At 68.1% G+C, this 12,923-nt stretch carries 13 protein-coding genes; all 13 read left to right on the forward strand.

The window, feature by feature from the left end:
* Nucleotides 1–14: 14 nt before the first annotated feature.
* Entirely contained in the window at nucleotides 15–1,103 is a 1,089-nt protein-coding gene (gene prfA / locus HMPREF0321_RS08780) for a peptide chain release factor 1 (RefSeq protein ID WP_006945860.1), read from the forward strand.
* Entirely contained in the window at nucleotides 1,100–2,551 is a 1,452-nt protein-coding gene (prmC, locus tag HMPREF0321_RS17425) for a peptide chain release factor N(5)-glutamine methyltransferase (RefSeq protein WP_006945994.1), read from the forward strand. Before prfA ends, prmC begins: the two co-directional genes overlap by 4 nt.
* 239 nt (nucleotides 2,552–2,790) lie before the next feature.
* Entirely contained in the window at nucleotides 2,791–3,558 is a 768-nt protein-coding gene (locus tag HMPREF0321_RS08790) for a hypothetical protein (RefSeq protein WP_006946032.1), read from the forward strand.
* A 9-nt stretch (nucleotides 3,559–3,567) separates the two neighbouring features.
* Complete coding sequence (locus tag HMPREF0321_RS08795) at nucleotides 3,568–4,485, forward strand: L-threonylcarbamoyladenylate synthase (protein ID WP_006945876.1); 918 nt, start codon at nucleotides 3,568–3,570, stop codon at nucleotides 4,483–4,485.
* Nucleotides 4,486–4,495: 10 nt separating this feature from the next.
* On the forward strand, nucleotides 4,496–5,770 hold the full coding sequence (glyA, locus tag HMPREF0321_RS08800; protein ID WP_006945972.1) for a serine hydroxymethyltransferase: 1,275 nt from the start codon (nucleotides 4,496–4,498) through the stop codon (nucleotides 5,768–5,770).
* A gap of 16 nt (nucleotides 5,771–5,786) precedes the next feature.
* Entirely contained in the window at nucleotides 5,787–6,890 is a 1,104-nt protein-coding gene (locus HMPREF0321_RS08805; protein ID WP_006945880.1) for an MraY family glycosyltransferase, read from the forward strand.
* A 101-nt stretch (nucleotides 6,891–6,991) separates the two neighbouring features.
* The gene (locus HMPREF0321_RS08810) at nucleotides 6,992–7,456 is read left to right on the forward strand and encodes a hypothetical protein (protein ID WP_006945920.1); all 465 of its coding nucleotides are present in this window, start codon (nucleotides 6,992–6,994) and stop codon (nucleotides 7,454–7,456) included.
* A gap of 139 nt (nucleotides 7,457–7,595) precedes the next feature.
* Nucleotides 7,596–8,405: a F0F1 ATP synthase subunit A gene (gene atpB / locus HMPREF0321_RS08815; protein ID WP_006945865.1), complete on the forward strand. Its 810-nt coding sequence runs from the start codon at nucleotides 7,596–7,598 to the stop codon at nucleotides 8,403–8,405.
* A gap of 74 nt (nucleotides 8,406–8,479) precedes the next feature.
* A complete protein-coding gene (gene atpE, locus HMPREF0321_RS08820) occupies nucleotides 8,480–8,698 on the forward strand; it encodes an ATP synthase F0 subunit C (RefSeq protein ID WP_006945976.1) in 219 nt (72 codons plus the stop codon).
* A gap of 47 nt (nucleotides 8,699–8,745) precedes the next feature.
* A complete protein-coding gene (locus HMPREF0321_RS08825) occupies nucleotides 8,746–9,351 on the forward strand; it encodes a F0F1 ATP synthase subunit B (RefSeq protein ID WP_006945917.1) in 606 nt (201 codons plus the stop codon).
* Nucleotides 9,351–10,163, forward strand: coding sequence for a F0F1 ATP synthase subunit delta (locus tag HMPREF0321_RS08830; RefSeq protein ID WP_006946018.1), 813 nt, complete (start codon nucleotides 9,351–9,353; stop codon nucleotides 10,161–10,163). The genes HMPREF0321_RS08825 and HMPREF0321_RS08830 overlap by 1 nt, the downstream gene beginning before the upstream one ends.
* An 82-nt stretch (nucleotides 10,164–10,245) precedes the next feature.
* Complete coding sequence (gene atpA / locus HMPREF0321_RS08835; protein ID WP_038570542.1) at nucleotides 10,246–11,880, forward strand: F0F1 ATP synthase subunit alpha; 1,635 nt, start codon at nucleotides 10,246–10,248, stop codon at nucleotides 11,878–11,880.
* A 104-nt stretch (nucleotides 11,881–11,984) separates the two neighbouring features.
* Nucleotides 11,985–12,899, forward strand: coding sequence for a F0F1 ATP synthase subunit gamma (locus tag HMPREF0321_RS08840; RefSeq protein WP_006946039.1), 915 nt, complete (start codon nucleotides 11,985–11,987; stop codon nucleotides 12,897–12,899).
* Nucleotides 12,900–12,923 lie beyond the last annotated feature (24 nt).

Genomic DNA, 12,923 nt, shown 5'->3' on the forward strand with positions numbered 1-12,923 from the left:
CCGCGAGGAGCGTCATGCTTGATTCCGCCGCCACGATCGTCGCCGAGTACGACGATCTCGAGAAGCAGCTGGCCGAACCGGCGACGCATGCGGACCCGACGCTGATGCGCCGCCTCAACAAGCGTTACGCGGCCCTCGCACCGACCGTCGCCGCTTATCACGCTTGGAAGCGCGCGCAGGACGACCTCGGTGCGGCAGAAGAGCTGGCCGACGAGGACGCCGCGTTCGCCGCGGAGCTGCCGGCGTTGCAGACCCATCTGGATGCGAGCGCCGACAAACTGCGCACGCTCCTGCTGCCGCGCGACGAGGACGATGAGCGCGACGTCGTCCTCGAGGTCAAGGCCGGCGAGGGCGGCGCCGAGTCGGCGCTGTTCGCCGGCGACCTCGTCCGCATGTACCTGCGTTACGCGGAACGCCGCGGTTGGAAGGCCGAGATTGCCGACGCGACCGACGCCGATCTCGGCGGGTACAAAGACGCCCGCATCACGGTCCGCGCGAAGGGGCTGCCCGAACCGGGCGAGGCCCCGTGGGCGCGCCTCAAGTACGAAGGCGGCGTGCACCGCGTGCAGCGCGTGCCCGTCACCGAGAGTCAGGGCCGCATCCACACGAGCGCGGCGGGCGTCCTCGTCATGCCGGATCTCGACGAGGACGACGACGAGATCGAGTTCGGCCCGAACGACCTCAAGATCGACGTCTATCGCAGCTCCGGCCCGGGTGGGCAGAGTGTCAACACGACCGACTCGGCCGTGCGCATCACCCACCTGCCGACGGGTGTCGTCGTCAGCTGCCAGAACGAGAAGTCGCAGCTGCAGAACAAGGAGTCCGCGCTGCGCGTGCTCAAGGCGCGGCTGCGTCAGATGGAGATCGAGCGCAAGGAAGCGGAGGCCTCGGCCGCGCGCAAGTCGCAGGTGCGCACGGTCGACCGCAGTGAGCGCATCCGCACGTACAACTTCCCCGAGAACCGGATCGCAGATCACCGCACGGGCTACAAGTCGTACAACCTCGACGCGGTGCTCGACGGCGATCTCGACGCTGTCGTCCAGTCGGCGCTCGACGCCGACGAGGCGGCGCGTCTCGCAGCAGTGGGGGAGTCGGGGGCGTGACGGCGTTGCGCACGACGCTGCGTCGTGCTGCGGCGCGGCTCGCGGACGCCGGCATCGAATCCGCGGATCGTGATGCGGCGCTGCTGCTCGCTCATGTTCTCGGGTGCGAGCTGGGCGAGGTGCGCCGTCGCGAGGTGCTCGGCCACGAGCTCAACGACGAGGACATGGCCCGCTTCGAGGCGCTCATCGACGAACGCGCACGGCGTGTTCCGCTGCAGCACCTGACGGGTCGGGCGCCTTTCCGCAGCCTGGAGTTGCGTGTCGGCCCTGGCGTGTTCGTGCCGCGCCCCGAGACGGAGATGCTCGTCGATGCCGCCCTCGAGGCGGCCCCGCACGGGGGGCGCATCGTCGATCTGTGTACCGGATCGGGCGCCATCGCCCTGGCGATCAAGGCCGAGCGTCCCGACCTCGAGGTCTACGCCGTCGAGCTCTCCGAAGAAGCGGCGGCGTGGGCAGCGTTGAACTGCAAGCAGATTGGCCTCACTGTCAACTTGAGCGTTGAGGATGCGCGCCAGGCTCTACCTGAGCTCGAGGGTAGTTTCGACGTCGTCGTGAGCAACCCGCCGTACGTGCCCACCGGCATGGTGCCGATCGACCCCGAGGTTGCCGAGCACGACCCTGAGATTGCGCTGTACGGCGGTAGCGAGGACGGCCTTCGCTTTCCGCTCGAGATCGCCGAACGCGCCGCGCACCTGCTGAAGCCCGGCGGTCTGCTCGTCATGGAGCATGCAGACGCCCAGGGCGAATCCCTGCCCGAGGCGCTGCTCGATCGGCGTGGTTTCGAGTGGGCGCGGGACGAGGCCGACCTCGCCGGCAAGCCCCGCATGACGCTGGCCCGCCGTGAGGGCGGTTCGCGCTTCGAGGTGCCCACAAGCCCCGCAGAACGCCCGGTGAGGCGCCGCGCGACCGTCAGGCTGCTCGTGCTCGACCACGTCGGCGACGTGCTCCTCTACGAGGATTCCGACCAGGGCCTCACCCCGCCCGCGACGTGGTGGTCGACCCCGGGTGGCGGCATCGACCCCGGAGAGAGCGAACGCGACGCCGCGGTGCGTGAGTTGTTCGAGGAGACCGGTTTGCAGGTCGAGGCCGATGCCTTCGTCGGGCCGATCGCGCGGCGCCGCGTCGTCCACGGGTACTCCGATTCGGTCGTGCGTCAGGACGACGTGTTCTACGCCGTGCGCACGACACGCTTCGAGCCCGACCCGGGGGCGCTCACGCCCGAGGAGCAGGTGACGATGCAGCGCTGGCGCTGGTGGTCGGTTCGCGACCTCGAGACGACGAGCGAACGAGTGTGGCCGCGCGAGCTCGCGGCCCTCGTCAGCGCCCGGGCGACGCCGGACGCGACAGCGGGTAGCGCCACGTCTGTCGACGAACTGCAGCCCGACGACACCGTCGCACTCGACGACGTCGAGGAGTCGACCGTCCCCGTCGCCCTCGGCCACCGCTGAGGCACACACCGCGAGGTCGGCGTCAGGGCCTGCGCCTCTTCTGATGTCGGTCTCGCACCGCCCCGCCCTGCGTCTCGGCCACCGCCACGCTGTTGGGCGAGGACGCCGCGTCAGCGCGCTGGTGCGGCCTCGCCGGCCGGCGGCGAGGACGTGTGTCCGCCACGGGCCCGGGCTTAGAGTGGGAGCCGAATCGCGCCGCCCGCAGCGTGCTGGGCGGCCTCGGACGTGAGGAACGCACCATGGGGATCTTCGATCGTCTCTTCGGCCGTGGGGGAGCCCAGCCGGGCTTCGGTCAGCAGCAGGGATACGGGCAGCCCGCGTATCCGGCGCAGGGCAACCAGCAGCAGGGGTATGCCCAGCAGGGCTACCCGCGGCAGGCGTCGAGCGCGCCTCGACAGACGCCGGGCGCGTCGATGAGCGAGGACGAGCGCGCCATCGCCCGCTACGAGTACATGCTCAAGACGGCTCCGCCGGAGGAGATCGAGAAGGCGCACGCCGAGGCGTTCGCCAAGTTGACGCCGGAGCAGCGTCAGCAGGTGCTCACGCGTCTCGCGACCGACAGCCCGCAGGATGCTCCGAAGAGCGCAGACCCGCAGGCGCTGGCGCGGGCTGCGACTCGGGCCGAGATGCGTCAGCCCGGGTTCCTCCAGAGCTCGTTCGGTGGTTACGGCATGGGCGGCGGCTTCGGTCGCGGCGGCATGGGGATGGGGATGGGCGGCATGGGCTCGATGCTGCTCACGAGCGTCGCCGGCGCCTTCGTCGGCACCGCCATCGCCGATGCGATGTTCGACGACTGGGGCAACGACTTCGATTCCCGCGACATGCAGGACGCATATCAGGATGGCTACCAGGACGGTGGGGGCGACGGCGGCGGAAACGACGTTGCCGACGGTGGCGGATTCGACGGCGGCCAGGACTTCGCCGGGGGCAGCGACTTCGGCGGGTTCGACGGGGGCGACTTCGGTGGGGGAGACTTCGGGGGCGACATGGGTGGTTTCGACTTCTAGGAGAGTGGCGTGAGCCCCGTTTTCGACGTTTCCGGTTCGGATGAGCGCGACCCCGCCATCGAGGCGGCGCACGCTGCCGTCGGCGAGGGCAAACTCGTCGTCCTGCCCACCGACACGGTGTACGGCGTCGGCGCCGACCCCTTCAACCCTGACGGCGTCGCGGCGCTGCTCGCGGCGAAGGGGCGTGGGCGCGACAAGCCGCCGGCCGTCCTCGTGCCGAACCCGGCGACGGTCGAGGGCCTCGCGATGAGCGTGCCGTCCTACGCGCGTCGCCTCATGGATCGCTTCTGGCCGGGCGGGCTGACGTTGATCTTCCGTGCGCAGCCGTCGCTCATGTGGGATCTGGGTGACACGAACGGCACGGTCGGGTTGCGCATGCCCGATCACGAGATCGCGCTCGAACTGCTGCAGGCGACGGGGCCGCTCGCGGTCAGCTCGGCGAACCGCACGGGCCAGCCGCCGGTCACGACGATCACGGAGGCCGGTTTCGCGTTCGGCCCGGCGGTCGAGGTCTATCTCGACGGGGGCACGTGCGACGACGGGTTGCCCAGCACGATCCTCGACTGCACCAAGCCCGACCCCGTCATGCTGCGCCGCGGCACGATCACTCCGGCACAGCTGCGTGAGGTGCTCGGGCCCATCGACCTGCTCGACTCGACGGGTGCGCCGCTGTCCGAGACACCCCAGGATGCCCCGGAAACGGACAACCCGCAGCAGCACGAGTCGGCCTCGAACCCCGCGCCCGAGTCGACCGACGACGAGCGCACGGCCGAACGTCAGCGTCTCGAGGCCATGGGAGCTCGCGCGCGGGCGGGCGAGGCGACGCAGGCCATCCCGCTCGGCGGCATCGGTGCGGAACCGCCGTTCGAGCCCGAGAGCGTGACGAGCGTGGAGCTTCCTGGCCGCCCGGGCGAGCAGAACCACTAAGGTTGCGAGCATGACGACCCCGTTCTACGGCTCCGACTACGCCGCCCTCGAATCCTTCGACCCCGACATCGCCGGTGTCCTCATCTCCGAGCTCGACCGCCTGCGCGGCGGCCTGCAGCTCATCGCGAGTGAGAACATGTCCAGCCCGGCCGTCCTCACCGCGCTCGGTTCGACGCTGAGCAACAAGTACGCCGAGGGTTACCCCGGCCGTCGCTACTACGGTGGCTGCGCCGAGGTCGACAAGGCCGAGACGATCGCCATCGAGCGTGCGAAGGCGCTGTTCGACGCCGAGCACGCCAACGTCCAGCCCCACTCGGGTGCCTCGGCGAACCAGGCCGTGTACGGCGCGTTCATGAACCCCGGTGACACGATCCTCGCGATGAGCCTGCCCATGGGCGGCCACCTCACGCACGGCACGAAGGTGTCCTTCTCGGGCAAGTGGTTCAACGCCGTCGGCTACGGCGTCGACCCCGAGACGGAGGACATCGACTACGACGAGGTCGAGCGTCTCGCCAAGGAGTACAAGCCGAAGGTCATCCTCGCGGGCGGCTCCGCCATCCCGCGTCTCATCGACTTCGAGCGCTTCCGCGCCATCGCCGACGAGGTCGGCGCGATCTTCTGGGTCGACGCGGCTCACTTCATCGGTCTCGTCGCAGGCAAGGCGATCCCGTCGCCGGTGCCGCACGCCGACGTCGTCTCGTTCACGACGCACAAGGTGCTGCGCGGCCCCCGCTCGGGCGCCATCGTCTGCAAGGAAGAGCACGCGAAGGCGATCGACAAGGCCGTCTTCCCGATGATGCAGGGTGGCCCGCAGATGCACACGATCGCGGCGAAGGCCGTGAACTTCAAGGAATGCGCGACGCCCGAGTACCAGCAGTACGCGAAGGACGTCATCGCCAACTCGCAGCGTCTCGCCGAGGGGCTCAAGGCCAAGGGCGTCCGTCCGACGACGGGCGGCACCGACACGCACCTGTCGCTGCTCGATCTGCGTGACGTCGACGTCACCGGCGCCGACGCCGAACTGCGCTGCGACGTCGCGGGCATCACGCTCAACAAGAACGCGATCCCGTTCGACCCGCAGAAGCCGAACATCGCCTCGGGCATCCGCGTCGGCACCCCGTCCGTCACGACGCAGGGCATGGGCCTTGCCGAGATGGACGTCATCGCCGACGTCATCCACCGCGCCGTCACCGAGACGGACGGCACGCCCGAGCACCCCGTCGCGCAGGAGATCCGCGAGCAGGTCACCGATCTCGTCACGCGTTTCCCCGCCTACCCCCGCTGAAATCTGACCGCCTGCCGTGCGTGAGTACGTCCTCATCAGCGTCGTCGCTGCGATCGTCACGTTCGTGATGACGCCGCTCGCACGGTGGGCGGCAGTTCGCTTCGGGGCGGTGACGCAGGTGCGTGCGCGTGACGTGCACGCCCTGCCGATCCCGCGGCTCGGGGGAGTGGCGCTGTTCGTCGGCTTCCTCGCGGCCGTCGGTGTCGCCTCGCGGCTGCCGTACCTGTCGCACGTGTTCGACAGTCGCGAAGCCATCGGCACGACGATCGCCGCGGCCATGATGTGCGGACTCGGCGCGTGGGACGACTTCGCCGAGCTCAACTGGGCCATCAAGTTCGGTGGTCAGGCGCTCGCGGCCTGCGTCCTCGTCGTCTCGGGGGTGCAGTTCCTCTTCCTGCCGCTGGGGGAGCAGACCGTCCTGCCGACGCCGGTGCTCGTCGTGCTGTCGGTGCTCGTCATTCTCGTCATCGTCAACGCCGTGAACTGGGTTGACGGTCTCGACGGTCTCGCAGCCGGCATGGTGGGCATCGCCTCGTTCTCGTTCTTCGTCTACGCCTACCAACAGGCCGTGCAGTGGGGCGACAAGTCGGTGTTCACGACGTCAGCCTTCATCGCGGCGGCGACGGTGGGTGTCTGCGTCGGCTTCCTGCCGCACAACTTTCATCCGGCGCGGTTGTTCATGGGGGACGCCGGCTCGTTGCTCCTCGGCACGCTCATCGCGGCCGCCACGATCTCGTTCGCCGGTAACCTCGACCCGGCGGCCGTCTCCGGTTCGGGTGACGCCTCCGTCGCGTTCCTGCTGCCGCTGCTCGTGCCCCTCGCGATCCTCGCGGTGCCGCTGTGGGATTTCGCCGCGGCCATCGTGCGTCGCCTGCGCTCCGGGCAGAAACCGTGGGAGGCGGACGGTCGCCACCTGCACCACCGCATGCTGAAGATCGGGCACACGCACCGCGCGGCCGTGCTCATCCTCTACCTGTGGTCGATCGGCATCGCCCTCGGCCTCGTCTCGATGGCGTACTGGCCCGTCGAGCGCTCGCTCGCCGCCCTCACGGGGCTGACGGTTCTTGCCTTCGCGCTGACGTGGGGGCTGCCCCGTTGGCGACGCCGCAAGGCCTTGTGATAGTTTTCACAAGCAGGTTCAGGTGATGGATTCACCCTGGTGACGAGCCCGAACCCGACGACGTGATCCCCGCGCCAGCGCAGATTGTGAGCCCTTCCTCCATGGACTCCGCCTCCACCTCGCACCCGGTGACCGACGTGTCGCCGTTTGCTGCGATGCTGCGGGATTCGCTCTTGCCGAGTGCCGCAGTGGGCGTCGTCTGCGCGGTCGTGTTCGCGGTGCTCAACGGCGTGGCCGGGGGAGTGTCGTCACTGTTCGGCACGGTTCTCGCCCTCGCCTTCTTCGCGAGCGGTCTGCTCGTCCTTCGTACGCTGCGCACGCTCAGCCCGGTCGCCATCATGGCTGCGGCGATGGCGGTCTTCTTCGCCCAGGTGATCGTGCTCGGCGTCGTCCTCGTCCTCGCGACGAAGGTCGAATCCCTCGACGGGCCTGCAACGGGCATCACCGTCGCCATCGTGGTCGTGGCCTGGCAGATCTTCCAGGTGCGCTCGTTCATGCGGACGCGGCAGTACGTCTACGACCCGGACGCGTCAGGCGCTGCGACGACGAGCGGCGGCTCCCAGTGAACCGCGGCACAGCGTCGGGTAAGATACGCAGTGTCTCCGGCGTGCACCTCGAGCCGCCGACCAGCCCGAGAGGGCAGGGGCGGTGCCACTGCAACAGACACACTGAACTTTTTTGCTGGATGCTGACTGAGGAGAATTTGTGAGCTTCATCGCGGGCGCTGCCCTGGTTGCCGACGGGGAGTCGTTCAAGTCCCCGGGCACGAGCGATTTCTGGTGGCCCCTGATCGGTGGCGACAGCAACTGGGCCATCACGCGCCCCGCCGTGGTCCTCCTTGTGTCGGCGCTGCTCATCGGCTGGTTCTTCGTCAGCGTAACGGGCAAGAAGCTCTCGGTCGTGCCCAGCAAGCGCCAGTTCATGGCCGAGGGCGTCTACGGCTTCGTGCGCAACACGATCGGCCGCGACATCATCGGCTCGAAGGACTTCCTGCGCTTTCTACCGCTGCTGCTGACCTGCTTTACGCTGATCCTGTTCAACAACGTGGCCGGCATCATCCCCTTCATCCAGTACCCGAGCACGGGTCGCATCGCGTTCCCGATCGTCCTCACGGTCATCGTGTACATCACGTACCACGTCGCGGCGGTCAAGGCGAAGGGTGGCTTCGGCAAGTACATGGGCTCGCTCATCCCCCCGGGCCTGCCGGGGTGGCTCAAGCCGATCATGTTCGTGCTCGAGTTCCTCACCTACTTCATCATCCGCCCGCTGACGCTCGCGCTGCGACTCTTCGGCAACATGATGGCCGGACACCTCATGCTCCTCGTGTTCATCGTCGGCGGTGAGTACCTCCTCCTGCACGGCGGCAACATCGGCCTCAACGGAGCCGGCGTCCTCTCGTTCGCGGCTGCCATCGTGATGACCTTCTTCGAGCTGCTCATCGAGTTCCTGCAGGCCTTCATCTTCACCATGCTTGCCGCCCTGTACATCGCAGACGCGGTCTCCGATCACCACTGATCGGCACTCTGTACCCCTTCTGAACCTCAGCGACACCGGGAACAGGTCCCGGTGCCACTCGAAAGGAAAAGCACATGACCGGCAACATCGGTAACCTCGCGTTCCTCGGCTACGGCCTCGCTGCGATCGGCCCCGGCATCGGTATCGGTCTGATCTTCGCCGCCTACATCAACGGTGTGGCGCGTCAGCCCGAGGCTCGCAACATGCTGCAGACCATCGCCTTCACCGGCATGGCACTCACGGAGGCCCTCGCCATCCTTGGTCTGGTCTTCGCGTTCGTCTTCAAGGGCTGAGCTCTTTCCTCGAACTGACCAGTCCCCCCAACAGATAGGAAGCCAAGGTGTTCCTCGCATCTGAAGGTGCAGGTTGGCCGGAGAAGCTGCCGCTGCTCCCGCACCCCGCCGAGATGATCATCGGGCTCATCGCCTTCGCGATCCTGTACTGGCTGTACAAGACGAAGGTCGTTCCGAACATGGAGCGCATGTACGCGGAGCGTACGGCGTCCATCGAGGGCGGCATCGCCAAGGCGGAGGAGGCCCAGAAGGAGGCCGCCGCCGCGAAGCAGCAGTACGAGTCGCAGCTCGCCGACGCGCGTGCTGAGGCGGCCAAGATCCGCGAGGACGCCCGCGCCCAGGGTGCGGCCATCATCGCGGAGAGCCGTGAGCAGGCCGGCGCCGAAGCCGCCCGCATCACCGAGAACGCGACGAAGCAGATCGCGGCCGAGCGTCAGCAGGCCTTTGTCCAGCTGCGCAGCGAGGTCGGTGGCCTGTCCACCGAGCTCGCCAGCCGCATCGTCGGTGAGTCGCTGCACGACGAAGCCCGTCAGAAGGGGATCGTCGACCGGTTCCTCGCCGAGCTCGAGGCGGGCAAGATCCGTCCCGAGTCCGCCACCGCTGGCTCCGAGGCCGCCGCCTCGAGCGCGGGCAGCACGCGGGTCGAAGCCTGATGCAGGGTTCGTCGAGGACGGCTCTCTCCGCGGCCCGGCAGGTGCTCAACGGCACCCTGTCCGGCCCCGGTGACCCGATGAACACGGCTCGTGAGCTCTTCGCGGTCGTCGACGTCATCGATTCCAACGCGACGCTGCGTCGCGCGCTGGGTGACCCGTCGCGCGAGAGCGAGGCCAAGCGTGGCCTTGTCCAGCGTCTGTTCAGCGGCAAGATTGGCCACGACGCGATGGCGGTCGTGACGGCTGTCGCCGGTGAACGCTGGTCGAGCGAGCGCGACCTCAGTGACGCTCTGGAGCGTCTTGCGGTCGAGGCCGCCACCGCTTCGGCGGAGAAGGCCGGTCGCGCGGATGCTTTCGAGAACGAGCTGTTCCGCTTCGAGCGGACCGTCGCCTCCGACGCGGGCCTCAGCAATGCCCTGTCCGACCGCTCTCGCAGCGGTGCGGACAAGGCTGGGCTCGTCGCTCGTCTGCTCGAGGGCAAGGTCGCCCCCGAGACGGCGCTGCTCGCCACTCGCGCCGCAGGCTCCCCCCGTGGGCGCCGTTTCGACCGGGCCATCGAGGAGTTCCTCGAGGGCGTGGCCGGGCGCCGCGGCCAGTCGAGCGCGATCGTCACGAGCGCGGTCGAGCTGACCCCGGAGCAGAACGAGCGGCTGCGCGCGGCTCTGACGAAGATGTACGGCAAGCCCGTGCAGACGAACGTCGTCATCGACCCCTCGGTTGTCGGCGGCATCAAGGTGGCTGTCGGTGACGACGTCATCGACGGAACGATCGCGCGTCGCCTCGACGAGGCCCGCGCGCACCTGTCCGGCTGATCGACGCCCAAAGAACTGCCGCATCCGCGGCCCTGAGCCAAGAAGCACGGCGCCCGATGCGGGCCCATGACAAGGAGTGATGATGACGGAGCTTTCGATCCGTCCGGAGGAGATCCGGGATGCACTGAACGGTTACGTTCAGTCCTACGAGCCCGGCGCGGCCTCCCGTGAAGAGGTCGGCCGCGTCGTCGATGCCGCTGACGGCATCGCACACGTCGAGGGTCTTCCCTCGGCCATGACCAACGAGCTGCTTCAGTTCGAAGACGGCACGCTCGGTATCGCCCAGAACCTCGACGTCCACGAGATCGGCGTCGTCATCCTGGGTGAGTTCGGCGGCATCGAAGAAGGCCAGAGCGTCAAGCGCACGGGCGAGGTCCTCTCGGTTCCCGTCGGTGACGCGTTCATGGGCCGCGTCGTCAACCCGCTCGGTCAGCCGATCGACGGCCTGGGCGACATCGAGGCCGAAGGCCGTCGCGCCCTCGAGCTGCAGGCGCCCACCGTCGTCCAGCGCAAGTCGGTCCACGAGCCGCTCATGACGGGCATCAAGGCGATCGACGCCATGACGCCGGTCGGACGCGGTCAGCGTCAGCTGATCATCGGTGACCGCAAGACGGGCAAGACGACGATCGCCACCGACACGATCATCAACCAGAAGCAGAACTGGGAGACGGGCGACCCGTCGAAGCAGGTTCGCTGCATCTACGTCGCCGTCGGTCAGAAGAACTCGACTGTCGCCGAGGTCCGCGCCACGCTCGAAGAGGCCGGCGCGATGGAGTACACGACGATCGTCAACGCTCCGGCGGGTGACGCGGCGGGCTTCAAGTACCTCGCTCCGTTCACCGGTTCGGCCATCGGCCAGCACTGGATGTACCAGGGCAAGCACGTCCTCATCGTGTTCGACGACCTGAGCAAGCAGGCTGAGGCCTACCGCGCCATGTCGCTGCTGCTGCGCCGTCCGCCGGGCCGCGAGGCCTACCCGGGTGACGTGTTCTACCTGCACTCGCGTCTGCTCGAGCGTTGCGCGAAGCTGTCGGACGACCTGGGCGCCGGTTCGATGACGGGTCTGCCGATCATCGAGACGAAGGCCGGCGACGTCTCGGCCTACATCCCGACGAACGTCATCTCGATCACGGACGGCCAGATCTTCCTCCAGGCCGACCTGTTCAACGCCAACCAGCGCCCGGCTGTCGACGTGGGTATCTCCGTGTCGCGTGTCGGTGGTGCGGCCATGACGAAGGCCATGAAGGCCGTCACCGGTTCGATCAAGGTCGACCTCGCGCAGTTCCGCGAGATGCAGGCGTTCGCCATGTTCGCCTCCGACCTCGACGCCGCGTCGCGCCGTCAGCTCGCTCGCGGTGAGCGTCTCATGGAGATGTTCAAGCAGCCGCAGAACAGCCCGTACCCGGTCGAGGACCAGGTCGCGTCGCTGTGGGCCGGTACGACGGGCAAGTTCGACGATGTCAAGACCGAGGACGTGCAGCGCTTCGAGGCCGAGTGGCTCGAGTACATGCACCGCAACCACGGCGAGTTCATGATGGCGATCCGCGAGAGCGGCAAGCTGGCCGACGACGGCAAGGACGTCTTCGCCGGTGCGATGGACGACTTCCGCAAGCAGTTCCAGGCGTCGTCCGACCACGGTGGTGAGGGTTCCGAGCAGTTCGACGAGATCGCTGCGGACCACATCAACCAGGAGAAGATCACCAAGCACAAGCCGTGATCTTCGTGATCGCACCTCGGCGGGTGTGACGAGCACCCGCCGAGGTCGGCCGCCAGGTCGACACCACCACCCAAGCCAGCACCAGTACAGAGAGGCGGAAAGCTATGGGAGCGCAGCAGCGGGTCTACCGCCAGCGCATCCGGTCCGTCCAGGCGACCAAGAAGATCACGCGCGCGATGGAGCTCATCGCTGCCTCGCGCGTGGTCAAGGCGCGCGAGGCCGTCGCGAAGTCGACGCCCTACGCCGTGGCCCTGACCCGAGCCGTCTCCTCGGTCGCGTCCTCCACGTCGGACATCGACCACGCACTGACGACGGAGCGCGAGAACGTCAAGCGCGCCGGCGTCCTCATCGTCACCGCTGACCGCGGCCTCGCCGGCTCGTACTCGGTCAACGCGATGAAGGAAGCCCAGCAGCTCATCACCAAGCTCGAGCACGAGGGCAAGGAGGTCGTCCCCTACCTCGTCGGCCGCAAGGGCGTGAGCTACTACAAGTTCCGCCGTCGCGAGTACGAGGCAGAGTGGACCGGCTTCACCGACAGCCCCAAGTTCGAGAACGCCGAGGAGATCGGTGAGCGTCTGACCGCCGACTTCCATGCCGGTGCCGAGGGTGGCGGGGTCGACGAACTGCACGTCGTCTACACCGAGTTCCAGTCGATGGTGACGCAGCAGGCCCGCGTCATCCGTCTGCTGCCGCTCGAGGTGGCCGAGGGTCAGCTCGACCTCGACGGCGACGGCAAGCCCGACGGACCGCTTCCGCTCTACGACTTCGAGCCGAACGCCGAGGGCGTGCTCGATGCGCTGCTGCCGAAGTACGTCACGGCTCGCATCTTCAACGCGCTCCTGCAGTCGGCCGCTTCTGAGCTCGCTGCCCGCCAGCGAGCGATGAAGTCCGCCACGGACAACGCGACCGAACTCATCAAGACCTACACCCGACTGGCCAACCAGGCCCGTCAGGCCGAGATTACGCAAGAGATCAGCGAGATCGTGGGTGGCGCCAGCGCCCTCGCCGATGCCAGCTGACCGCCTTCACGTAAAGGAATCCTC

The sequence above is a fragment of the Dermacoccus sp. Ellin185 genome (assembly GCF_000152185.1).
GTDB lineage: Bacteria > Actinomycetota > Actinomycetes > Actinomycetales > Dermatophilaceae > Dermacoccus > Dermacoccus nishinomiyaensis.

What these genes read in the sequence shown, in the direction of transcription:
- prfA (WP_006945860.1), top strand. Translation starts at nt 15, where the DNA reads ATGCTTGATTCCGCCGCCACGATCGTCGCCGAGTACGACGATCTCGAG.
- HMPREF0321_RS08840 (WP_006946039.1), top strand. Translation starts at nt 11,985, where the DNA reads ATGGGAGCGCAGCAGCGGGTCTACCGCCAGCGCATCCGGTCCGTCCAG.
- glyA (WP_006945972.1), top strand. Translation starts at nt 4,496, where the DNA reads ATGACGACCCCGTTCTACGGCTCCGACTACGCCGCCCTCGAATCCTTC.
- HMPREF0321_RS08810 (WP_006945920.1), top strand. Translation starts at nt 6,992, where the DNA reads ATGGACTCCGCCTCCACCTCGCACCCGGTGACCGACGTGTCGCCGTTT.
- HMPREF0321_RS08790 (WP_006946032.1), top strand. Translation starts at nt 2,791, where the DNA reads ATGGGGATCTTCGATCGTCTCTTCGGCCGTGGGGGAGCCCAGCCGGGC.
- atpE (WP_006945976.1), top strand. Translation starts at nt 8,480, where the DNA reads ATGACCGGCAACATCGGTAACCTCGCGTTCCTCGGCTACGGCCTCGCT.
- HMPREF0321_RS08830 (WP_006946018.1), top strand. Translation starts at nt 9,351, where the DNA reads ATGCAGGGTTCGTCGAGGACGGCTCTCTCCGCGGCCCGGCAGGTGCTC.
- atpA (WP_038570542.1), top strand. Translation starts at nt 10,246, where the DNA reads ATGACGGAGCTTTCGATCCGTCCGGAGGAGATCCGGGATGCACTGAAC.